This window comes from uncultured Ferrovibrio sp. (genome assembly GCF_937960835.1).
Lineage (GTDB): Bacteria > Pseudomonadota > Alphaproteobacteria > Ferrovibrionales > Ferrovibrionaceae > Ferrovibrio.
In genome coordinates, this window is the sequence record NZ_CALGPC010000006.1 from 411352 (window position 1) to 433227 (window position 21876).

Annotated in this window: 20 protein-coding genes; 15 read left to right on the forward strand and 5 right to left on the reverse strand. The window is 62.7% G+C overall.

Going from position 1 to position 21876, the window contains the following annotated elements; translation table 11 throughout:
• Window position 1: 1 nt before the first annotated feature.
• Genes Q0603_RS06365 through Q0603_RS06395 form a run of 7 tightly spaced genes read left to right on the forward strand, consistent with a single transcriptional unit; the run spans window position 2 to window position 6269 of the window.
• Window positions 2–946 (forward strand): branched-chain amino acid ABC transporter permease, encoded by a 945-nt coding sequence (locus Q0603_RS06365; RefSeq protein ID WP_298723745.1) that lies wholly within the window; start codon window positions 2–4, stop codon window positions 944–946.
• Window positions 943–1701 carry an ABC transporter ATP-binding protein gene (locus tag Q0603_RS06370; protein WP_298723747.1) on the forward strand — a complete coding sequence of 253 codons (759 nt, stop codon included), beginning with the start codon at window positions 943–945 and terminating at the stop codon, window positions 1699–1701. Before Q0603_RS06365 ends, Q0603_RS06370 begins: the two co-directional genes overlap by 4 nt.
• On the forward strand, window positions 1698–2405 hold the full coding sequence (locus Q0603_RS06375; protein ID WP_298723749.1) for an ABC transporter ATP-binding protein: 708 nt from the start codon (window positions 1698–1700) through the stop codon (window positions 2403–2405). The genes Q0603_RS06370 and Q0603_RS06375 overlap by 4 nt, the downstream gene beginning before the upstream one ends.
• 1 nt (window position 2406) lies before the next feature.
• Complete coding sequence (locus tag Q0603_RS06380; protein ID WP_298723750.1) at window positions 2407–3141, forward strand: SDR family NAD(P)-dependent oxidoreductase; 735 nt, start codon at window positions 2407–2409, stop codon at window positions 3139–3141.
• Between the two features lies 1 nt (window position 3142).
• Window positions 3143–3946 carry an SDR family NAD(P)-dependent oxidoreductase gene (locus tag Q0603_RS06385; protein WP_298723752.1) on the forward strand — a complete coding sequence of 268 codons (804 nt, stop codon included), beginning with the start codon at window positions 3143–3145 and terminating at the stop codon, window positions 3944–3946.
• 20 nt (window positions 3947–3966) lie between these two features.
• On the forward strand, window positions 3967–5652 hold the full coding sequence (locus Q0603_RS06390; protein WP_298723754.1) for an FAD-dependent oxidoreductase: 1686 nt from the start codon (window positions 3967–3969) through the stop codon (window positions 5650–5652).
• Window positions 5649–6269, forward strand: a complete 621-nt coding sequence (locus tag Q0603_RS06395) for a glutathione S-transferase (RefSeq protein ID WP_298723756.1) — start codon at window positions 5649–5651, stop codon at window positions 6267–6269. Before Q0603_RS06390 ends, Q0603_RS06395 begins: the two co-directional genes overlap by 4 nt.
• Before the next feature lie 99 nt (window positions 6270–6368).
• Here Q0603_RS06395 and Q0603_RS06400 read toward each other — a convergent pair whose 3' ends face one another.
• Window positions 6369–9221, reverse strand: a complete 2853-nt coding sequence (locus tag Q0603_RS06400; RefSeq protein ID WP_298723759.1) for an isochorismatase family protein — start codon at window positions 9219–9221, stop codon at window positions 6369–6371.
• Between the two features lie 420 nt (window positions 9222–9641).
• Here Q0603_RS06400 and Q0603_RS06405 point away from each other — a divergent pair, with 420 nt between their 5' ends.
• A complete protein-coding gene (locus Q0603_RS06405; RefSeq protein ID WP_298723761.1) occupies window positions 9642–11021 on the forward strand; it encodes an undecaprenyl-phosphate glucose phosphotransferase in 1380 nt (459 codons plus the stop codon).
• 160 nt (window positions 11022–11181) lie between these two features.
• On the opposite strand, the gene Q0603_RS06410 is transcribed toward Q0603_RS06405, so the two are convergent.
• Complete coding sequence (locus Q0603_RS06410) at window positions 11182–11574, reverse strand: hypothetical protein (protein WP_298723763.1); 393 nt, start codon at window positions 11572–11574, stop codon at window positions 11182–11184.
• Between the two features lie 305 nt (window positions 11575–11879).
• Here Q0603_RS06410 and rfbF point away from each other — a divergent pair, with 305 nt between their 5' ends.
• The 7 genes from rfbF (at window position 11880) to Q0603_RS06445 (ending at window position 19767) form a co-directional block, all read left to right on the forward strand.
• Window positions 11880–12737, forward strand: coding sequence for a glucose-1-phosphate cytidylyltransferase (gene rfbF, locus Q0603_RS06415; protein ID WP_298723765.1), 858 nt, complete (start codon window positions 11880–11882; stop codon window positions 12735–12737).
• Between the two features lie 17 nt (window positions 12738–12754).
• Window positions 12755–13861: an SDR family oxidoreductase gene (locus Q0603_RS06420; RefSeq protein ID WP_298723767.1), complete on the forward strand. Its 1107-nt coding sequence runs from the start codon at window positions 12755–12757 to the stop codon at window positions 13859–13861.
• Window positions 13858–15078 carry a class I SAM-dependent methyltransferase gene (locus Q0603_RS06425; protein ID WP_298723769.1) on the forward strand — a complete coding sequence of 407 codons (1221 nt, stop codon included), beginning with the start codon at window positions 13858–13860 and terminating at the stop codon, window positions 15076–15078. Before Q0603_RS06420 ends, Q0603_RS06425 begins: the two co-directional genes overlap by 4 nt.
• A 69-nt stretch (window positions 15079–15147) precedes the next feature.
• Entirely contained in the window at window positions 15148–15915 is a 768-nt protein-coding gene (locus tag Q0603_RS06430; RefSeq protein ID WP_298723771.1) for a WecB/TagA/CpsF family glycosyltransferase, read from the forward strand.
• A 38-nt stretch (window positions 15916–15953) separates the two neighbouring features.
• Window positions 15954–17318 carry a class I SAM-dependent methyltransferase gene (locus Q0603_RS06435; RefSeq protein WP_298723773.1) on the forward strand — a complete coding sequence of 455 codons (1365 nt, stop codon included), beginning with the start codon at window positions 15954–15956 and terminating at the stop codon, window positions 17316–17318.
• A gap of 56 nt (window positions 17319–17374) precedes the next feature.
• Complete coding sequence (locus Q0603_RS06440; RefSeq protein ID WP_298723775.1) at window positions 17375–18643, forward strand: lipopolysaccharide biosynthesis protein; 1269 nt, start codon at window positions 17375–17377, stop codon at window positions 18641–18643.
• 20 nt (window positions 18644–18663) lie between these two features.
• The gene (locus tag Q0603_RS06445; RefSeq protein ID WP_298723777.1) at window positions 18664–19767 is read left to right on the forward strand and encodes a polysaccharide deacetylase family protein; all 1104 of its coding nucleotides are present in this window, start codon (window positions 18664–18666) and stop codon (window positions 19765–19767) included.
• 40 nt (window positions 19768–19807) lie between these two features.
• Here Q0603_RS06445 and Q0603_RS06450 read toward each other — a convergent pair whose 3' ends face one another.
• The 3 genes from Q0603_RS06450 to Q0603_RS06460 all read right to left on the reverse strand — a co-directional run bounded on the left by Q0603_RS06450 (window position 19808) and on the right by Q0603_RS06460 (window position 21535).
• Window positions 19808–20770 (reverse strand): methyltransferase domain-containing protein, encoded by a 963-nt coding sequence (locus Q0603_RS06450; protein WP_298723779.1) that lies wholly within the window; start codon window positions 20768–20770, stop codon window positions 19808–19810.
• An 88-nt stretch (window positions 20771–20858) separates the two neighbouring features.
• On the reverse strand, window positions 20859–21188 hold the full coding sequence (locus Q0603_RS06455; protein WP_298723781.1) for a hypothetical protein: 330 nt from the start codon (window positions 21186–21188) through the stop codon (window positions 20859–20861).
• On the reverse strand, window positions 21149–21535 hold the full coding sequence (locus Q0603_RS06460) for a hypothetical protein (RefSeq protein ID WP_298723783.1): 387 nt from the start codon (window positions 21533–21535) through the stop codon (window positions 21149–21151). Before Q0603_RS06460 ends, Q0603_RS06455 begins: the two co-directional genes overlap by 40 nt.
• Window positions 21536–21876: the final 341 nt, after the last annotated feature.

Here is a 21876-nt window from a genome sequence, read left to right on the forward strand (position 1 = left end):
CATGCCCATCACACTCCCCGCAAAGCTGGGTTCGCTGGCGGTTGCGCTGATCGCGCTGATCGTGCTGCCGCACCTGACCACAGGTTACGTCGTCTATCTGGCGAACCTGATGCTGATCTACATCATCCTCGCCCTGGGGCTGAACATCCTGATCGGCGAGACCGGCCAGTTCGGCCTTGCCCATGTCGCCTTCTACGGCATCGGCATCTACACCACCGCGATCCTGGCCGGACGCTTCGATGTGCCGTTTCCGGTCGCCATCGTGGCCGGCATGCTGCTGGCCGGCGCGATCGGTTTCCTGCTCGGCGCGGTCTCCTTTCGCATGCGCGACATCTATCTGGCGCTGTCGACCTTCGCTTTCGGCGAGGCGATGCAGTGGGTGTTCAAAAGCTGGGACGACGTGACCAACGGGCCGAACGGCATGCGCATCCCGCAGGCCAGCATGTTCGGCTTCCGCATCACCAACGACCATGACGCCTATTACATCGTGCTGGCTGTCACCATTGTCGTCGTGCTGGCGACCGTTGCGCTGATGCGGTCGCGGCTGGGCCGCGCCTTCCGCGCCGTGCGCGAGTCTGAGCCGGCCGCGCTGGCGCTAGGCGTCAACGTGCGGCTCACCAAGGTGATCGCGTTTACGCTGTCCGCGGTCTATGCCGGACTGGCCGGCGGCGTCTATGCCAGCTTCTCGTCCTTCATCCATCCCGACAGCCTCGGTTTCACCACGACGATCCTGGTGCTGACCATGATCGTCGTCGGCGGCCTCGGGTCGATTGCTGGGGCGATCATGGGCGCGCTGATCCTTGGCCTGATCCAGGAGCTTCTGCGTCAGGCCCCGTCGTATCAGGAGATCATCTACGGCGTGATCCTGATCCTGTTCATGATGTACGCGCCCAAGGGCGTGGCCGGTGCCATCAAGGCGCGGTTCGGGCGGAGTGCGGCGAAATGACCGTGACACCCTTCCTCTCGATCAAGAACCTCACCGTGAAGTTCGGCGGTCTGACGGCCGTGAACGACTTCTCGATGGACGTGATGCCGGGATCGATCCACGCGCTGATCGGTCCGAACGGCGCCGGCAAGTCCACGGTATTCAACTGCATCTCGCGCTACTATCAGCCGGTGAGCGGCGACATCCTCTTCCAGGGCACGAGCCTGATGCAGACGCCGGCCCATGGCACGGCCATCCGCGGCATTGCGCGCACCTTCCAGAACCTGGAGCTGTTCAACGGCATCAGCGTGGTGGAGAACGTCATGGTCGGCCTGGATGCCGCGCTGAAGCGCGACGGCAAACGGCTGTCGCCGCGCCAGATGCGCCTCGAGGCCGAAGCCATCCTTGAGCGCACGGGGCTGGCCGATTATCGCAACGAGCAGGCCGATGCCCTCGATTTCGGCCATCAGAAGCTGCTGGAACTTTCGCGCGCCCTGGCCGTGCGGCCGAAACTGCTGCTGCTCGACGAGCCGGCTGCGGGCCTGCGCAATCGCGAGATCGCCGCGCTGGACCGCCTGCTGGTCGATCTGGTGCGCAAGGAGGGCCTTACCGTCATCCTGGTCGAGCATGTGATGCAGCTTGTGATGTCCATTTCCGACGGGATCACTGTGCTCAGCTTCGGCCAGAAGATCGCTGAAGGCCTGCCGGCCGAAGTGCGCCAGAACCAGCAGGTGATCGAGGCCTATCTCGGCCGTGAAGGAGGGGCCGCGGCATGATGCTCGAGCTGAAAGCGATTTCTGCGGGCTACGGCCGCATCAACGCGCTCTCGGGCGTCAGCCTGAAGGTGGACACAGGGCGCATTGTCGCGCTGCTGGGTGCCAATGGCGCTGGCAAGACCACGACGCTGAACTGCATTTCCCGCGTCGTTCCGCTGACCTCGGGGGAAATTCATTTTGAAGGGCGCCGCGTCGATCGCCTGGCATCCGAAGAGATGGTCGCGCTCGGCGTCTGCCAGGTGCCCGAAGGCCGCGAGATCTTCGCCAGGATGAGCGTGCGCGAGAATCTCGAGATCGGCGCCCATCTGCGGCGCGACAAGGCGGCGATCCGGCAGGATTTTGATCGCGTCTGCGAGTATTTCCCGCGCCTGCGCCAGCGTTTCACGCAGGAGGCCGGAACCCTGTCGGGCGGCGAGCAGCAGATGCTGCTGATTGCCCGCGCGCTGATGGGTCGCCCGAAGCTTCTGCTGCTGGATGAGCCGTCGCTTGGCCTGTCGCCGCTGCTGGTCGAACAGATCTTTGCCATCATCCGCCAGCTCAACAAGGAAGGCCTGACGATTCTGCTGGTGGAGCAGAATGCGCGCATCGCACTGAACGTTTCCGACTACGCCTATATTCTTGAAAACGGCGAAATCGCCTTCGAGGGCAACTCGGCCGATCTGGTGCAGGACGACCGCGTGCGCCAGGCCTATCTGGGGGCGTGACATGACCGCGCAGCGTGTTGCTTTTGTCACCGGCGGGGCCCAGGGCATCGGCCGGGCCATCGCCGCGCGGCTTGCGGAAGACGGTTTTCATGTCGTGATCGCCGACCTGCAGGCCGCGGCAGCCGAGCAGGCCGCCCGCGAGATTTCGGCCGGCGGTGGCAAGGCCGAAGGCATCGGGCTGGACATCCGGGACCGTGCGGCGGTGTCGGCGGCTTTTGACCGCCTGCCGCGCATCGACGTTGCGGTCAACAATGCCGGCATCTTCACCGACCGGCCTTTCTTCGAGCTTACTGAGAAGGATTTCGACCAGGCGCATCAGGTCAACGTCGTCGGGCTGTTCATCGTCGCGCAGGAAGCGGCAAAACGGATGGAAGCCGGCGGCCGCATCATCAACATCGCCTCGCGCGCCTTCCTGGGAGCGCGCGGCCATGCCCATTATGTGGCGTCCAAGGCTGCCGTGGTCGGTCTGACCCGCGCCATGGCCATCGAATTGGCCTCGCGCGGCATCTCTGTCAACGCGGTGGCGCCGGGCCTGATCGATACGCCGATCCTGCGCGCGCTCAGCGAGGAGCGGCTGAAGTACCAGCTTTCCCTGCAGCCGACCGGCAAGGCAGGGCGGCCGGAAGACATCGCCAATGCCGTGGCTTTCTTCGCCGCGCCGCGTACCGATTTCATTACCGGGCAGACCCTGCTGGTTGATGGCGGCAAGTCGCTTGGCGGCGGTATGGGCCTGTAACATGCCTCAGACATTCGGTCTCGCCGGTCGCGCCTATCTGATCACCGGAGCCGGTCAGGGGATCGGGCGGGCGCTCGCGCTGGCGCTGGCCGCGGAGGGCGCCCATCTGGCGCTGGCCGATCTGAATGGCGACGCGGCCGCGGCGATTGCCGAAGAATGCCGCAGGCATGGCATACGAGCGGCGGATTTTGCCCTGGATGTACGCGATGCCGCTGCAACGGAAGCGGTGGTCGAGGCGGCGGAGAAGGCTGTCGGCCCGCTGGCCGGCGTCGTGCCCAGCGCCGGCGTGGCCCGCGCGGCCCATGCCATCACCATGCCGGAAGATGTCTGGGATCTGGTGCTCGACACCAACCTGAAGGGTACCTTCCTGACCTGCCAGGCGGTCGGCCGCCGCATGGTCGAGCGCGGTTCAGGCGCCATCGTCACGATTGCATCGATTACCGGACTTGGCGGCCAGAGCGGCCGGGCGAATTATGCGGCGTCCAAATGGGGCGTGATCGGCCTGACGAAGACGCTTGCCATCGAATGGGGCCGTTTCGGCCTGCGCGTCAACGCCGTGGCGCCGAACGCGGTCGATACGCCGATGATCCGCGCCGGCGTGCCAGCCGATTTCGTGACCGGCGTGATGGAAGACCGCACGCCGCTTGGCCGCATCGCGCAGCCTTCGGAAGTGGCGGATGCCATTCTCTATCTGCTGTCGGATCGTGCCAGTTATGTGAACGGCAGCATCCTGCCGGTCGATGGCGGGCTGACGGCCGGATTCCTCACCCACAAGTCCGGCGCGGAGATGGCGCTGAAGCGTTAGGCAAGACGATGAGCAGTGCGATGCGTGAGTATGATGTCGTGGTTGTGGGCTCCGGCGCCGGCGGTATGGCCGCGGCGCTGACTGCAGCCATCCATGGTCTGTCGGTCGTGGTTCTGGAGAAAGCCCCCAAGGTGGGCGGCTCCACCGCCGTTTCGGGCGGCGCCGTCTGGATTCCGAACAATCCTCACGCACGGTCGATGGGCATCGAGGACAGCGAGGCCGATGTGCGGCAGTATCTGCAGCAGGTGCTCGGCAACGCGATGCGGCCCGATCTGATGGATGCCTTCCTGCGCGCCGGCCCGCGGATGGTGTCGTTCTTCGACAAGAACACGGATGTGAAATTCGCCGCGCGCGCCTATTCGCCCGACTATTATCCCGAACTGCCCGGCGCCGGAAAGGCCGGCCGGCCGATGGATCCACTGCCCTTCGATGCCCGCGAACTGCGCGACGGTTTCGCGCGGCTGCGCGATCCGCTGAAGGAATTCATGGTGCTGGGCGGCATGATGGTCAACCTGACCGATGTGAAGCACCTGCTCAACGTCACGCGCTCGTTCACGTCCTGGAAATACGGCATGGCGCTGGTCCTGCGCTATTTCCGCGACCGGGTGACGGGCTACCGGCGCGGCACGCGTCTGCTGATGGGCAATGCGCTGGCTGCCCGGCTGCTGAAAAGTGCCGACGCGCTGGGCATCACCATCGTCACCAACGCCGCTGCGAAGCGTCTGCTGGAGCGGGATGGCCGCGTCATTGGCGTCGAGACCGTCCAGGGCGAGCAGTATGGCGCCCGCCGCGGCGTGGTGATGGCGACCGGCGGTTTTCCCTGGGATGCCGAGCTGCGGCGGCGTCTGGCGCCGCCGGGAGCGGGAATGTGGTCGATGGCGCCGGAAGAGAATGCCGGCGACGGCATCCGCATGGCGCAGGCCGTTGGCGGCAACTTCCTTGAATCGCCGGCCGACATGGCCTTCTGGGCGCCGGTTTCCATCTGGAAGCAGGCGGACGGCAAGGAAGTGCGTTTCCCGCATCTGGTCTGGGACCGCGCCAAGCCCGGTCTGATTGCCGTCGGCAAGAATGGCCGGCGCTTCGTCAATGAAGGCACCAGCTACCATGAATTCGTCCGCGCCATGTTCCGCACCGGCAACATTCCGGCATATCTGGTCTGCGACCGTCCCTTCATCGACAAATGGGGACTTGGCCTTGCGCTGCCGGGCAAACGGCCGCGCCGGCATCTCATCCGCGATGGCTATCTGATCGAGGCCAAGAGCATCGCAGAACTGGCCGCGAAGCTCGGGATCGATGCTGCCGCGCTGGAGGATACGGTCGGCCGGGTCAACCGCTTCGCTGCCGCCGGGACCGACGAGGATTTTGGCAAGGGCTCTTCCGAATACAACCGCTATTACGGCGATCCCGATAATCCCGGCCATCCCAATCTTGGCCCGGTCCGCACCGGCCCCTTCTATGCCGCGCGGGTCTATCCCGGCGATATCGGCACGGCGGCCGGATTGCAGACCAACAGCCATGCTCAGGTGATCGGCCGGGACGGACGGGTCATTGCTGGTCTCTATGCCTGCGGCAACGACATGGCCTCGATCATGGGCGGCCACTATCCCGGCGCCGGCATTACGCTCGGCCCGGCGCTCACCTTCGGTTATATCGCCGGCTGCCATCTCGCCGGCAAAGACCCCATGCAGACGGAGGACATCCGATGAAAATCTTCTACTCCCCGGCTTCGCCCTATGTGCGCAAGGTTCTCGCTGTCGGCATCGAACTCGGTCTTGCCGACCGCATCGAGAAGCTGCCCAGCGCGGCGCATCCGGTGAACCGCGACGCCAACATCGTGGCCCACAACCCGATGGGCAAGGTGCCGACCTTCTTCACGGATTCCGGCTACGCGCTCTATGACTCACGCGTGATCTGCGAATATCTCGACGATCTTGCCGGCGGCAATCGTATGTTCCCGAAAGGGGAGACGCGGTGGGAGGCTCTGCGCGATCAGGCGCTGGCCGACGGTCTGCTCGACGCCGCGCTGCTGGCGCGTTACGAGCAGGTGGTGCGCCCGGCCGAACACAAGTGGCAGCCCTGGCTCGACGGCCAGATGGCGAAGATCACCTCCTGCGTCGATGCGCTGCAGGCCAAGGTCGCCACCCTGGAAGGCCGCGTCGATATCGGCACCATCGCAGCCGGCTGCGCGCTCGGCTATCTCGATTTCCGTTTCCCCGATTACGACTGGCGCAAGGGGCGCGAGGCGCTGGCGAACTGGTTCAAGCAGTTTTCCGAACGTCCCTCGATGCGCGACACTGTGCCGTTCGACGCGGCGGCCAAATAACCGGCGAACGAAGCGCCGTTGAGTCAGGTCTGAGGCTGAGACGTCGGTTCAGCTTGCCTGCGATTGCAGGCAAGCTGGGCTGAGGTCATAGGCGCTAAGCTATGAAGCAGTGGCGAAGCGGCGCAGGCGCTGGCAGAAATCGGCGAACTCCTCCTGGGTGATGGCAAAGGCGGCCTGCGCTTCGAAGCGCTGGAGCAGCTGCTTCCACTTGCGGTCGGATGAGGTGAAGATGCCGTCCCGGATGAAGGTGACGTTATAGCCGCGCTCCAGGGCGGACTGCGCCGTTTCGTTGATAGAGGTCACGCCATCGCATCCCACGATGAAGAGATGGTCGATCTTGCTCTCGCGCAGGAAAGCGCTGAAGAGCGAGCTGGAGAATGCATCGGGTGAATGTTTGATGAAGACGTGGTCGGACACCCGCTGCAGGGCCGTTTCGGATGCGATCTCCTGGCTGCGCATGGCCTTGCCGGCATGGCCGAGATACCGGGAGGCATAGATCACCGTCACGCCTGACTTGGCGGCGAGATCGGAAATCGCATTGATCCGGTCGATCAGGCGGCCAGGCGCCTTGATCCGCCCATGGCCGCCGGCTGCTTCTGCCGTGTCGGGCACGTCGATGACGAGAAGTGCGTGACGCCGGGCGATGACGCCTGCCGTTCCGGCAGTTCCGCCAACCGTCGTCACATCCTCCACGCTTTCGTCGGCTATCGGCGTCCAGGTGATGGAGCGCGTCGGCGGTGACTGATAGGATCTGAATTCCTCAAGGAAATAGGAGTCCGCCGCATAGCCGTAGCTGGCATGCTCCTGGTCGTCGACCATTGTCGTGATGGCGCCCGCCAGCGATGCGCCGGCGCGCCGCAGCTTGCTGGCCGCGACGGCGACCGTATCGCGTGCCGTGCTGCCCCAGCGCACCACCATCACGGTGCTGTCGGCATGCTGCGCCAGTAGCAGCGTTTCCGATGCTGCCAGTACGGGCGAGGCATCGATCATGATGATGTCGTATTGATCCTTAAGCAAGGTCAGCAGTTCGGGGAAGCGGCGGATCCAGGTCAGCAGGGAGCCGCGCGAGAACCGGCCGGGCAGCATGATATCGGCACCGGAGACGACATCCGATATGACCACCTCGCTGAGACGGGCTTTGCTCTCCAGCAGTTCCGCGAGGCCGGCGCCGGCGCCGACGCCCAAAGCCTCGCTGGTGCCTTTCTTCCAGAAATCCGCGTCGATCAGCAGAACGCGGTTGCCACATTGCGCGGCCAGTGCGGCAAGGCTCAGGGCCAGCGTGGTTTTGCCTTCGCCCGGCAGCGCCGATGTAATCACCGACACGCGTGGCGCGTTCTGCACCGCGAAGAGGCCGGCATAGACCGCCTTGAGCGCTTCGCGGTAGGCCGAGCCATACTGCGCCGCCTGGGTTGGCGAACGCCGCGCGGCTTCGGAGACCGGCAGCATGCCGAGGCCGGGGATCTTGAGCTGGTCCTCGACCTCCTTGAGGCTGCGGATACTGCGGTCCGATCTTTCGACAAGCAGCACGGTCGCTGCCGCGCCGACCATCGAGCCGATTGCGGCGACCAGGATCAGCAATGCGCGCTTGGGGCTTTCAGGAGTGACGGGCAGCTGCGCATAGGACGCGATCTGCGCATCGGGTTTCTGCCAGGAGGTATCGGCATTCTGGACGGTGGTCGTCAGGCGCGCCATGAAATCGTCCAGCACGCGCCGATCGGCCTGGGCCGTGCGTTCCAGCGCCCGCAGCGTGACATCGGCTGCGTTCATGCGGGCGACATTTTCCTGCAGGCCGGCAAGCCGGTGCCTCAGTTCCTGTTCCTTCATGCGCGCGATATGCAGGTCGTCTTCGATGGAGGAGATCACCCGCTGGCTTTCGCGGCGCATGGCGGCGTGGATGTTGCGCAGCTTCTCCCGCAGTGCGGCGGCAGGAGGATACTTGTCGCCGAACTCCGTCGACATCGCGGCGATCTGCTGCTGGACCTTGGCCTCCTCGATCTGTAGCTCCTCCATCAGCTTGGAATTGACGATATCGCCGGTGACGCGGCTGCGCATCGCCTGATCCAGCGAGCTGCGGTATTGCAGCAGGCGCGCCTCGATGGCGGCGCGGGCTGTCTCAGCGGTGGCGAGCTCGGCGCTGACATCCGTCATCTGCTTGAGCAGGAGCGGCGAGCCACCAGGCATGGAGAACAGGCCGTGCTGAGCGCGGAATTCCTCCACCGCCCGTTCCGCATCCGCCACTTTCGCTTCCAGCTGGGCAATGCGCTCGCGCAGCCATTCCGAGGTGCGCTTGGCCGATTCCGAGCGCAATTCGAGCTGGCGGGCGATGTAGTGATCGACCAGCGCATTGGTCACCCGCATGGCGAGCTGCGGGTCGCGTGACTTGATGGCCACGTCGATCATGCGGGAGTTGTTTTTGATGCTGACCCGCAGGTTGGACAGAAAACCCTGCACTGCCTGCGACAGCGTGAGACTGGCATCGTCCGCCTCGATGGCCGGCGGGGGGCCAAGAATAAGCTGCTTGATCTCCTCTATGGCATTTCTGACATGGGCGATCCCACCGGTTTCATTCCGTGCAGCAACGGCGCGGTTGAATTCCGGATGCTCCTCCAGGCCAAGATCACGGATGACCTCGGCGGCGAGCTGCGGCGATTGCAGGATCTCGACGGCGGTTTGCACCGCGATGCTGTCGGGCGGAAGGATCGGCGCGGTGTCGCGGCTGGAGCGGCCTGCCTCCGACGAATCCCCCAGCACAACGAGGGCATGTGCAACATACTGCGCGGGCAGCCGCAGGATGATCGCGCTGGCAATCGCGGTCGCCAAGGCCGCAATCGCGATGAACAGCACCTTGCGCCGCCATAAAGTGCGCAGAAAGGCCATGTAATCGAGAGCGTCGCTCTCCTGGTCTGCGCCGCCGCGCGAAAAGCGGAACGGCCAGGCCGGGCCGCGCTCCATGAAACCGTCATCGCGCGGGATCAGCGCGCCCGCCGCCCCATCTCTGGACGTTCCTCCGGATCGACCGGGCTGCCAAATGTCGCGTTTCGCATTCCGCCCCATCTCAGCCTCCGTAGGGTGAACGGCACGCGCTCATCACGTTTTGTCTCATCACGCCGAGCTGCCTCTTTTGCACCGCTGCAATTTGCCGCTTGTCTTCCGCCGAATGTGTCGATAAGAAAAGAAAAGAAAAGAAAAGGCAAGAACAAGTTCGGGGCAAGGGCCCGGAAATGGGAAGGGAGAAGGCCGATGTCTGGCAGCGGCGAGACTTTTTACGGCCCAAAGGTCGGACTGTTCGGGCGGCTACCGCTCTATTTCGGGTTATCCCGATCGGCCAAAAGATTCCGTGCAACCGATCTTGTAACGCGACTTCCGGGACTGATGCTGATCTGGGACTGGATCGGCATCAGCGCGATCGGCCTTTTGCTGGAAACCGTAAGACCGGACGCGAGCCAGCCGTCCCGTTATCTCGTCATCGTGCTCTGCGCCACGCTGACGGCGAATTACATGCATCTCCTGCAGGGATACTGCATCCGCAGCATGCGCCGAGTGGCCGTGCAGATCACGAAAGTGTCGCTCGCCTGGATCGGCGCACTGGCAAGCCTGGCCCTGATCGAAAGCTTCACGGTTTCGCCGGGCATCTTCGATAAGGTCAGTTCCGCAGCAGGCGGCTTTACGGCTGCCGACGTGACGGCGCTCTGGGCGGCGGCATGGTTCGTGCTCACCTGGATCTATCTATGCGCGACGCGCGGCATGGTGGGGCATCTGCTGGCGCGCTGGCAGAAGGAGGGCCGGCTGGCGCGCCGGGTGGCGGTGATCGGCACCGGCCAGGCCGCGGCTGCAATCGCCGGTGAATTGCAGGCGCATGGCGACGAGGCGCGGGTCGTCGGCCTGTTCGCGGATGGAGACGTTTCTTCCGGGGCCGGCAATACCGGCAATCTGGAACTTCTTGCTGCGATGGCCGATACCGGCGAGATCGACGAGGTGATCCTCGCGATGCCGGAAGATCCGCCTGCCGCGCTGCGCGAGACGGTGGAGAAGCTGGCGAGCACGCAGGTGGAGGTGAAAGTCTATCCGCGGCTGCCCAATCTCGGTTTTCCCATTCAGGGTTTCAGCAAGGTCGCCGGCATTTCGGCACTGACGATCCAGTCGCGGCCGCTGGCCGGCTGGGGCGCACCTCTCAAACGCGCCGAAGACGTCGTGCTGGCCAGCCTTCTGCTGATGCTGCTGGCGCCGGTGTTTCTGGTGATCGCCTGTTTGATCAAGCTGGACAGCGCCGGACCGGTGCTGTTCCGGCAGGAACGCCACGGCTTCAACAATAACCGGTTCCGTGTCTTCAAATTCCGCACCATGCACCACGATCCGGTGCCTGATCCCTCAACGCCGCAGGCGCGCCGGAACGATCCACGGGTGACGCGGATCGGCGCCTTTCTACGGCGCACCAGCCTCGATGAGCTGCCGCAGATCCTCAACGTGCTGCGCGGCGAGATGTCGCTGGTCGGTCCGCGGCCGCATGCTACGGCGCATAACGATCTCTATGCCCGCCTCATCAACGGCTATCTGGCGCGGCATCGCGTCAAGCCGGGCATCACGGGCTGGGCGCAGGTGAATGGCTGGCGCGGCGAGACGGAGACGCTCGAAAAGATGCGTATCCGTCTTGAACACGACCTGTTCTATATCGCCAACTGGTCGCTGCTGCTGGATATAAAAATTCTTCTGCTGACCATTCCGGTCGTGCTACGCGGCACCAATGCCTATTGATGCCGTCTATTGAGGACGTCAGGCGTTACCCGCTGTATTCACCCAGATGCAGAAGACTCCAATGGAGAATTATTAAGCTGCGCGGCCCTGCAGAATGATGCACGGCAACGCAGCAATAATCCGATACAGGGAGCTGGAAAGAGGTATCGAAGTACCCTGATCAGGGTACTCTTCTGCGGCGGCTGGTTTTGCGGCTGTCCAGAATCCGCTCCACCTCCATACGGGTGGTCGCCGTCGAGCGCAGCAGCCGGTCGATCGCCTGCAGCAGCGCTTCGTAATTCTCGTCGCTTTCACTGAGCGAGATGGCATCCATGCCGGCCAGGAAGGCGGCGATGTCGCTGCTCACTCGTCCCCAGATCTCCTCGCCGGAGCGGCGAATGGGCTGAAACCGCGATTCAACGGAAAGAACCTGCGCCGATACGCGCTCGGTTTCTTCGCGCGGCGGCGCGGAGCGAAAAGTCTTTTCCTGTTTGATATCTTTATCGTCTGCGCGGCGGACGATGTAGCGGATGGCTGGCGCAGTGCATCCGTAGCTTCGCGCGATGTCAGCCAACGTTTCCCCCTTTCGGAAGCGTTCCGAAATTTTCGGCCATTCCTCCCGCCGAATTTTTCCGCGAATTCTAACGTTGCTCAAATTCAGCTGACCTCATCCTATCACGCGTGCAAGAAACTACCATGTACCGCATCGGTGACCAAATGGTGATTTAGGCGCACCCGCACTGCATACAAGAGTGATACCACAGCGACCGTTAATGGTCTCTTTATTGTCTCACTATTTTTTCTTTTTTCTTTTCTTTTCTTTTCATCGTTGGTAAGAGTCCGGACATCGGTCTTTTAACGCCGCACCAACGGTCACTCATGACAACACTGTTTCGAGAAATAGGCGCGTTGGCGCCCGGCGCCGGACGGGCCGGTCAAGCCGAACGGCAGCTTCGCCTGCCGCCAGTCGCAATTCTTGCCGGCGGCCTCGGGACCCGGCTATCGGAGGAAACCACCGCCAGGCCCAAGCCCCTCGTCGAGATCGGCGGCAAGCCGATCATCTGGCATGTCATGAAGCATTACGAAACCTACGGGATGAACGAGTTCGTCATCGCCCTGGGTTACAAGAAAGAAGCGGTCATCCAGTTCTTTCTTAATCTTCATACCAGCAGCCAGAACCTGACGGTCCGCACCCGCGACGGCTCCACCATCCTGCATGACACCCCCGGAGGGCCAGACTGGACGGTCCACCTGATCGATACGGGGCCGGAAACCGCTACCGGCGGACGCATCAAGCGGCTGCGCCCCTATCTGGGCAGCGGCACCTTCATGCTGACCTGGTGCGACGGCCTGTCCGACGTTCCCCTCGATGAACTGCTCGCCTTCCATCGTGCGCACGGAAAACTGGCCACGATAACGGTGGTGCGCGCGCCATCCCGCTTCGGCTTTGTCGAAATGGCAAGTGACAGCCAGGTGCAGCGCTTCACCGAAAAGCCCGATCAGGGCGAGGGCTGGATCAACGGCGCCTTCTTCGTGCTGGAGCCCGGAATCTTCGACTACATCGCCGGAGACGAGACGATGTGGGAGCGCGAGCCGCTGCAGGCGCTCGCCGCCGATGGCCAACTGGTCGCCTATACGCACCGGTCCTTCTGGCAATGCATGGACACGCTGCGGGAGAAGACGCTTCTTGAGACGCTTTGGTCCAGCGGCGCAGCGCCCTGGAAAACATGGAAATAGCCAGATAGGGGGGCAATGTGAAAATTCTCGTCACCGGACATACGGGCTATATCGGCACCGTGCTCACGCAGATGCTGCTGGACGCGGGCCATCAGGTCGTCGGCATCGATACCGGCCTTTTTGAGGCCTGCACCTTCGGAGCGGATGTCCGCTCAGGGATTCCCTGCATCGACGCCGATATACGCGACCTGACTGCGGATCAGCTCCGCTCCATCGATGCCATCGCGCATCTTGCGGGCATCTGCAACGATCCGCTCGGAGACCTGCAGCCGGAAACCACGACAGCGATCAACGAGACGGCGACAATCCGTCTGGCCGAACTGGCGAAGGAGGCCGGCGTCGAGCGCTTCGTCTTCTCCTCCACCTGCAGCGTCTATGGTGCCGCGCTTCAGGACTGGGTCGACGAGACCTCGCCGACCAATCCCGTCACACCTTATGCCGTCTCGAAATATAGGGCGGAGCTGGGCCTGCTGGCGCTGGCGGACGACCGCTTCTCGCCGGTGCTGCTGCGCAGCGCCACGGCCTATGGCTTCTCGCCGCGCATCCGCTTCGATCTGGTGCTGAACAACCTTGTGGCACATGCGGTTACAACGGGCCGCGTGTTCCTGAAAAGCGACGGCATGGCCTGGCGGCCGCTGGTGCATATCGCCGATATCAGCCGGGCTTTCTGCGCCGCCATCGAAGCGCCGCGCGAAGCGGTGCATTGCGAGACCTTCAACGTCGGCACGACCGGCGAGAACTACCGGGTGCGCAGCATCGCGGAAATCGTGCACAACACCGTGCCGGGTTCAACGATCGCCTACGCCGAGAATGCTGCTGCCGACAAACGCTCCTACCGCGTCAGCTTTGCCAAGATCGAAAGCCAGCTTCCGAATTTTGCGCCGAAGTGGACTGCGCTGGACGGCGCCCACGAACTGCTTGCCGCCTATACGAAGTTCGGCCTGTCGCTGGAGGATTTCGAGGGTGAGCGTTACCAGCGGCTTGCTCATCTGAAATACCTTCTGAAAACCGGCGTCCTGGATCCGTCCTACCGGAAGATACCGCAGGCCGACGTGGTGGTGCGGCCGGAACTTGGCGATGCCCCTGCATATGGGGCGCCCCGGCATGGAGCGCCGCAGCCGTGATCGCGCACCGCTGTCCGACCTGCGGCGCAGAGGATGCGCATGTTTTCCGGCGCATTTCAGATGTGCCGGTGAATAGCTGCCTGCTGTTCGATGACAGCAGCCAGGCAATGGGCCTGCAAAGAGGCGATATCGATCTCGCCTTCTGCAATCGCTGCGCCTTCATCTTCAATGCCGCCTGGCGGCCCGATGCCACAGTTTATTCCGACGCCTATGAGGAAACCCAGGTCTTTTCCGAAACCTACTCCGCCTATCAGCGGCAGCTCGCAGAAGAGCTGGTCGATCGGTATGCGCTTTTCGGCAAGGGGATCGTCGAGATCGGCTGCGGGAAGGGCGCATTCCTGAACCTGATCTGCGCTTTGGGGGACAATAACGGCATTGGCTTTGACCCGAGCTTCGTGCCCGAGAGAGCCGCAGGCGATGCGAGGACGGTTTTCAGGCGTGAATATTTCGATGAAAAGACCGAGTTGGCGCCCCCGGATTTCATCTGCTGCCGCATGACGCTGGAGCATATCGCCGAGACCCAGGCCTTCGTCCGGGCGGTGAGGCGGATCGCGTCGCCGGACCGCGGCACCATCGTCTTCTTCCAGGTTCCCGATGTGCGTCGCATTCTCGCCGAGGGCGCGTTCTGGGACGTCTATTACGAACATTGCTCATACTTCTCTCCGGCCTCTCTGGGATATCTCTTCCGCAGCGCGGGTTTCGACGTGCTGAGGATGGAGAGCAATTACGACGCCCAGTATCTGACCATCGAAGCCCGTCCCGTGACGGCCGCACTTGCTATCGACCCCCTTCAGGTATCGGAGGAGGTGGGGCGTCTGGCCGAGGACGTCGCCCTTTATCCGGAGCGCGCATCGGGCTGCGTGGAATACTGGCGGTCGATGATTGAATCCGTCTCCCGCAGCGGGGGCCGCGTCGCTCTCTGGGGCTCGGGCTCAAAAGCGGTTGCCTTCCTGTCGGCGGTCGCGATGGCGGACGAGATCGAATACCTGGTCGACATCAATCCCTTCCGGTGGGGCAAGCGCGTGCCGGGCAGCGCGAAACTGATTGTCGGTCCTGAACATCTGACGCGCTTTCCGCCGGATCTGGTGATCGCGATGAATCCCATCTACCGGCGGGAGATCGCCGCCAGCCTGGTCGAAAATGGCTGCGGCAGCACGGTTCTGTGCGCGTTGGGGGATTGGAAAGTCCAGCCGGAATCCGCGCGCATGGTCGCTTGACGAAAAAGGCCTGCGCTCGAATGCAACGCTTCCCGTGCACCGGGAGCGGCTTTGTTGGGAGAAGATTTGATGCATCCTCGTCCTGATGTGTTCGGTGTTCCGCTCAGCGCGCTCACCATGGATGAGGTTCTGGCCAGCATAGACGAGTGGATCAGGCGGGAAGAGCGGCACTATATCTGCACCATCGACGTGCATGCGCTGGTGGAAAGCCAGTTTGCTCTGGATGTCCGCGACATCTACCGCTCAGCTGCGATTGCGGCGCCGGACGGGATGCCGCTCGTCTGGCTATTGCGTTACGCCGGCCACAGCCAGGCCGACCGCATATGCGGTCCGGACCTGATGCCGGCGGTGTTCCGGCAGTCGCAATCGAAAGGCTACCGCCATTTCCTGTACGGCTCGTCGGAAGAGACGCTGTCGATGCTCCGGTGCGAGCTGAACCGGAATTTCCCCGGCGCCAGGGTCGTCGGCCATCACTCGCCGCCATTCCGGCCGCTCAGCCCAGAGGAGGAGCGGGAAGTTGACCGGCTGGTGAATGCCGCCGAGCCGGACATTGTCTGGGTCGGCCTCGGCGCGCCGAAGCAGGATCGCTGGATGGCGGCGCATCGCAGCAGGCTCAACGCCCCGATCCTGATCGGCGTCGGCGGCGCCTTTGAGATGATGGCCGGCAAGGTGCGGCGCGCGCCGCCCATCATACGGCGGACCGGCTTTGAATGGGTATTCCGCATGATCCAGGAGCCCCGCCGGCTATCGGGTCGTTATCTCAAATCGAACATCCAGTTTCTGATGATGCTCGCCAGTCAAAGACGGCGGGCGGAACGCCGGGTTGCCGATATCTGAAGATTGCCGGTTCGACATCCTCAAGGGAGCGCTTTGCCATGCAAATCACGGAATGCCGATCCTGCCGAAGCCCGTCCCTGCGCATCATCCTCGATCTGGGCTGCCACCCGGCATCGAATGCGCTGCTCTCGCCAACTGACGATCTGAGCCAGGAGTCGCGGTATCCGCTGCAGGTGGCGTTTTGCGAGGACTGCGCGATGCTGCAGCTCACCGAGACAGTGCCGCCGGAAATCCTCTATCAGCGGGACTTTCCTTATTACTCGTCATCGTCGCCCGCCTTGCTGCAGCATGCCGCCGACATTGCCGAGCGCGTGATCCGGGAGCGGCAGATCGGGCCTGACAGCCTGGTGGTCGAGATCGCCAGCAATGACGGATATCTGCTGCACAACTTCGTCATGCGCGGCATTCCCTGCCTGGGCGTCGATCCGGCCGACGGACCGGCCGAGCGGGCGCGTCAGTCCGGCATACCGACGCTGACCGATTTCTTTTCCTTTCAGCTGGCAGATCGCCTGGTGGCCGAGGGCCGTGAGGCTGATGTCATGATCGCCAACAACGTGCTGGCTCATATCCACGACATCAACGATTTCGTGGCCGGTTTCGCCCGCATGCTGGCGCCCGGGGGAGTGGCGGTGTTCGAGATCGCCTATGCGGTCGACATGATCCAGAAATGCGAGTTCGACACGATTTACCACGAGCACCATTTCTACCATACCCTGCATGGCCTTCTGCCGCTCTTCATGAGGCATGGATTGCACATCAACGATGCCGAGCGGCTGTCCATCCATGGCGGGTCGCTGCGCATCTGGGTAAGCCATCAGACCGGCCGCAGCGCCGGGCTGCGCGAGCTTGTCGCGATGGAACGCGATCTCGGCGTTCATCGCGCTTCCTGGTATGAGGATTTCTCGCAGCGCGTTTCAAATCTCAGGCTGTCGCTGTCGAGTCTGCTGCGGGCCGAGAAGAACAAGGGGCGGCGGATCGCGGCCTACGGCGCTGCTGCCAAAGGGTCGACGCTCGTCAACAGCCTCGATCTGGAGCCGGGCTTTTTTGAATTCGTGGCGGATGCAAATGCCTATAAACACGGCAAGCTGACGCCCGGTCAGCACATCCCCATCGTGCATCCTGATCATCTGCTTGAGAGCAAGCCGGATCTGGTGCTGCTGCTGGCCTGGAATTTCGCGGGCGAGGTGCTGCATCAGCAGGCGGCCTATCGCGCGGCAGGAGGGCGTTTCGTCATTCCCATCCCGAGGCCCCGCATCATAGAGCCTGACGAAGTGATCCATGAGAAGAGGTTCGCGCTCGATCCGCAGGCGCCGCAGCGCATGCCGGCCGAGCCCGAGATCGAAATGCTGGCTTCTGCACGCGGTTCAACCGTGCCCACGGCACCACGCGCTGTTTCGCTATGAATCTGGTACGGCCCGCCTTATCAGCGTTTCTGCATTGGGTTTTGCCGAACCGGCTCATGAAGTTCGCTTTTCTCGACCAGGTCGTGGCAAGTGGCGCGAACTTCCTGTCCGTGATCCTGCTGGCCCGTGCGCTGGGGATATACGAACTGGGCCGCTTCACCCTGGCCTGGATGCTGATCGAGTTCATGGCCACGCTGCAATTCGCAGCAATCATCCAGCCGATGCTTAATATCGGACCGAAGCAGCCCGATGCCGACCGTGTCCACTATTTTCAGGCCGTGCTCGTGCAGCAGGTGGCCGTCAGCCTGTTGCTTGGTTCGCTGGTAGGCGCTGGCGTCGAACTGGTCGGCGTGCTGCTGGGCAATCCGGGGCTGACAGGTTTTGCGCTCCCGCTCTGCGCCGGCGTCGTGGTCTATCAGCTCTACGAATTCTTCCGGCGCTATCTCTTCGCCCGCGGCCATCCCGGCGCGGCCCTCGGCATCGATATTCTGCGGTTCGGGCTGCAGCTCGCAGCCATCGCCGCCCTGCCATTCGTCTGGCCTGGCGCAACGGGAGAGGCGGGCATCTGGATCATTGCCGCCGCCTGCGCTGTGGCCGTCACGCAGGGTGCCCGCCTTTTCGGTCCCATGCGGTGGGATGCAGCAGTTTTCCGCAGCGTGCTGGTGCGGCATTGGCATTTTTCAAAATGGCTGCTGCCGTCCAGCTTCATGTTCTGGACGACCTCGCAGGCCTATCTTGCTGTTGCAGGCATCATGCTTGGCGCCACCGCGACCGGCGCGCTGAAAGCGGCTACCACTATAACCGGTATCTTCAACCTGCTGCTGCTGTCACTGGATAACTTCGCGCCGGTGCAGGCCGCGCGGGCGATGCATGTCGGCGGCCACGCGGAGCTGAAGCGCTATATCATCCGGCTCGGCAGTCTTTGCATGACCTTGATGGCCGGCGGCGTGGCGGTTCTGAATATTGCACCCGATCAGCTCGTGCATCTGATCTATGGCGACGACTATCAGGGCCTCGGTCAGCTTGTCCGGCTGCTCTGCGCTCCGGTGGCGGTCTACGCCTTCACCGCGGTTCTCGTCATCTGGGCCGCGGCTCAGGAGAATACGCGTCTCATCTTCTGGTCCTATGTGGTGGCCACACCGGTGGGCATCGTCGTGGCTTTCCCGATGGTGGAATACTTCGGACTGACCGGACTGGTGCTCTGTTCCTTCCTGGTGGAATGCATCCGGGCCGCCGTGCTGCTGGTGCCGCTGGCGCGCTGGAGCGGCAGGAGCCGCAATGAGCCGACGCGCATGGGCGAACCGCACAGCGAAACAGTGACATAGGAAACACAGCATGGGGACGCATGACAGGTTTGAAACGTGACCTCGTCCGATACGCTCTTTGGTCGGTATGGGCCAGCGGCGCGCCCCGTCTGATGGCAAGCCGCTATGCCGGGGAAGGCGGCATCCTGGCCTTCCATCGGGTCCAGCGCCGCAGCACGCATTCGCCGATCACGCAATCGCTGTCGATCACGCCGGAGAGTTTTCGGCAGGTCATCGAAACGCTGGTCCGCCAGGACTATACCTTCCTGTCGATGTCCGAACTTGCCGCGCGTCTGCAGGAACGGAACTGGACAGGCGAGCGGTTCGTCTGCCTGACCTTCGACGATGGGTTCAGCGATACCTACACCGAGGTCTTTCCGGTCTGCCGCGAGTTCAACATCCCGATGACGATCTATCTCGTGGCGGCTTACATCAAGCGCGCATTCCCGGTATGGCTGCTCTGTCTGGAGGCGCTGCTGAGCCGGAGCGACGATATCTGCTTCACCTGGGAAGAGCGGGAGTTGCGTTTCGTCACCCGCACCGACAGGCAGAAAAGCCGGGCCTATGGAATAATCGCCCCGCTTCTGGCCGCAGCCGATCCGAAGACAGTGCTGCAGGTCTGCACGGAGCTGGAGTTCCGGTATGGCGTCGACTTCGCGGCACTGAGCGATGAGCATCTGCTGACACCTGCCATGATTACGGAGATGCAGGCCAGCGGCCTGGTGGAATTCGGCGCGCATAGTGTCCATCATGCCTGCCTGGGCCGCCTGGATGAGGCCAGCGCCTTTCGCGAAATCGCGCAGAGCAAGATGGAGTGCGAAGCCCTGCTTGGCGTCCCGGTCCGGCACTTCGCCTACCCTTACGGCGACAGGCTCTCCGCCGGCGAGCGCGAGGCAGACATATGCCGCATTCTCGGCTTCCAGACGGCGGTGACTACGGAATGCAACACGATCTTTCCGACCGATCGCGAGCGCCCGTTTCTGCTGCCCCGCCTGACCTATAACGGATGGTTTCAGGATACCCCGCTGCTGGAGCTGCTGCTGTCCGGCACCTTGCCGGCATTGCGCCGTATGCTGCAGGCTTCGCCGAAGCTGCCGGCACAATCAGCTTCTTTGCCCTTGAGCCCCAGCGCCGAGCAGGGGTAGAGGCAGGCGCGCCGCGCTTTACAAAGACGTCTTACTACAGCTACGTCGCATCCATCTGACGGGCGCTGACCAGCCGTTCAGGGCTGCGGTGATGCGGGCGTTTCAGCACAACGAAGGCATGGTCGATGAGGCCGGGCGCACCGAAATGGCCGGGATCGCGGCCGGCGGCCAGCATGGCCTTGCGGAACCAGGGCTGCGGCGCCAGTCCGGTGATGACGGACAGCGCAAGCCTTTTCGGCAGCGCCATCGCCCGCCGCCCTTTGTGATTCACCTGGGAATATTCCTCGATGGAAAAAAGGAAGTGCGCCGCAAGATAGTCGAAGGTGGCGCGGGTCCAGAAGATCTGGTGCTCGAAGAGGTTGGTGTAATACCAGTCCCCAGGCACGGGCACGGTGCGCCAATCGCCGGTCTCGACGATCAGATATCCGCCCGGCCTGACGAAGGACAGAAGATTGGCAACGGCATTGTCGGCATCAAGGAAATGCTCGAAGACGTCGAAGGCCGTCACGACGTCATAGGGGCGGCCAGACCATGACAGCTGTCCTTCGAGTTGGCCGATGATGTATTCGCCGTTCCGCATCACGATCTCGCGGCATTGCGGATACTCGACGACATCCATGGCCGATACGCGATCGGCCTTCTCATAGAGCTGGGCCAGGAGATCCCCATTGGAGGCGCCGATATCCAGGAAGGATCGCGCATCCCCGATATAGGGATCCATCATCGGCAGGGCCGGATGCCGTCCCGGTTTCGGGCGCCACACATCCGTCGCGCCGCCTGACATGACCTGATTGCAGGCTTCCGCCGTCGGGGCGGCCGATTTGAACAGCATCGAACAGTCGCTGCATTCGAGAAGCGAGACGCCGTCCGTGGGGAGAGGAATCTCGAAACGGGCGAAATAGTAATGCTTGCGCCGCAGCGCCGAGCGCTCCCGTCCCATTCCTCCGCAGAGCGGGCATCGCGTGACGTTCCGGTAGTCAATCTCCAGCCGCTGGAATGCCACCTTTCATCCTCGTTGCTTGCTGCCGGCATCCTATTCGATCGAAATGTTCGATCTGGGCCGACAGACTGTTTCTAGTTAGAAGAGAACATCACTGCTGTGACAAATTTGGGACAGGCGAGAAGCGGCTGACGATACGCCAGGCAGCAGGCAGTCGCAGTCTGGAAAATACGCGCTCCGTTCCGATTGCATATTGTTTCAACGACCAAGCCGTTTCGCTCATTTTGGTGAGTTGTCCGGCAACAACTTTCGGCAAATGCGTGGAATCAAGCGATGTTACGCTTGAAAGAACGACATCATCGCCAGGCGATACCGGCAGATTCGGATCTATCAGAATGCAATCCCGTGCGCGATAGACGGGATTATTGCGCTCATCCTGTACTACGATAGCGAATGCAGTCGAAGGAAATACAGCAAGCATCGGACGTATCTTTTCGTCCCATCCCCTTGGACGTGTAAAGTCCAGAAACCGTGCGAGGAAATCGTCGCGCGCATCAGCAGCGCCGTCTGGCCGGTGTCGTTTGTCCAGGGAATGGCGCTGACTTCGCCGATGCTGACATCGTCCGCATCGATGCGGCCTTCGATCAGCGCGACAAGCTGATCTTCCGAAATCTTCAGAAATGACGCGGTTTTTTCGGTTTCTCCTGGCTGGAACTTCCGCTTGCCGTTGATCATCTCGTAGACGCGCACGGGCGGCAGATCGAGATGGCGCGCAAGATCGGAGGCGGTCGCATTCACCGCGCGCAGCCGCGGACGCAACCACGGCATCGGCTGTCTCGTTACCTTCCTCCCCATGCTGCGGGCCTCGCAAGAATCGACACCTTAAGTTGGCGTATAAATAGCAGCGCGCTGTTTACGATTATCGGAAAATAACATTGGCCACCAATTCTCAGTGGGTAGGTTCGCCGCATCACCGATGACGACATCATTGCTGCCGCCTCCGGGCCGCAGAGAGCGTCACTGTGATCTGTACCGTTGTCCCTGTTCGTTGCAGGCGATGACCAATGCTTACCCCCGGCGCCGTTATGCCGTCATTTGAAGGAGTAGTGTTTTGGCTACAACGATTCAGAGTCTGATCCAGTCCGCTGCACCAGGTTCAACAGTCATCG